The organism is Dulcicalothrix desertica PCC 7102, assembly GCF_003991905.1.
GTDB classification, from domain to species: domain Bacteria; phylum Cyanobacteriota; class Cyanobacteriia; order Cyanobacteriales; family Nostocaceae; genus Dulcicalothrix; species Dulcicalothrix desertica.
This window is the reverse complement of the sequence record NZ_RSCL01000007.1, coordinates 95,376-95,663: the sequence shown is the minus strand read 5'-3', so window position 1 is coordinate 95,663 and position 288 is coordinate 95,376. Positions and strand designations below refer to the sequence as shown.

At 39.9% G+C, this 288-nt stretch carries 1 pseudogene; it reads right to left on the bottom strand.

Annotation, left to right across the window (positions count from 1 at the left end):
• A pseudogene (locus tag DSM106972_RS52540) lies at positions 1-288 on the bottom strand (hypothetical protein); the annotation flags it as partial.

The window sequence follows — 288 nt, the reverse complement described above, 5'->3', positions numbered from 1 at the left end:
CATACCAGAATAAACCTGAATTGGGAAATTAGTGGATTGTGGTAAAACTGGTGGTTTACCTGCCTTCTTTTTTAATCTTGTACGTTTTTTGAGTGTATGACACGTCTTTGACCTTTCAATCCGTTTCATCCAGCGCTCAAAATTCGTGTACCAAGACTTGACAACCCCTGCGGCTTTTTTTATTGCAGCACGTCTAAGGTCTTGAGGAATGCGAGCAGCATTCAGAATAGGCTCGCTTCTTATTCGTTTTTCATAAACATTGTAAAGTGAATCTGAGGATGTGGAAAT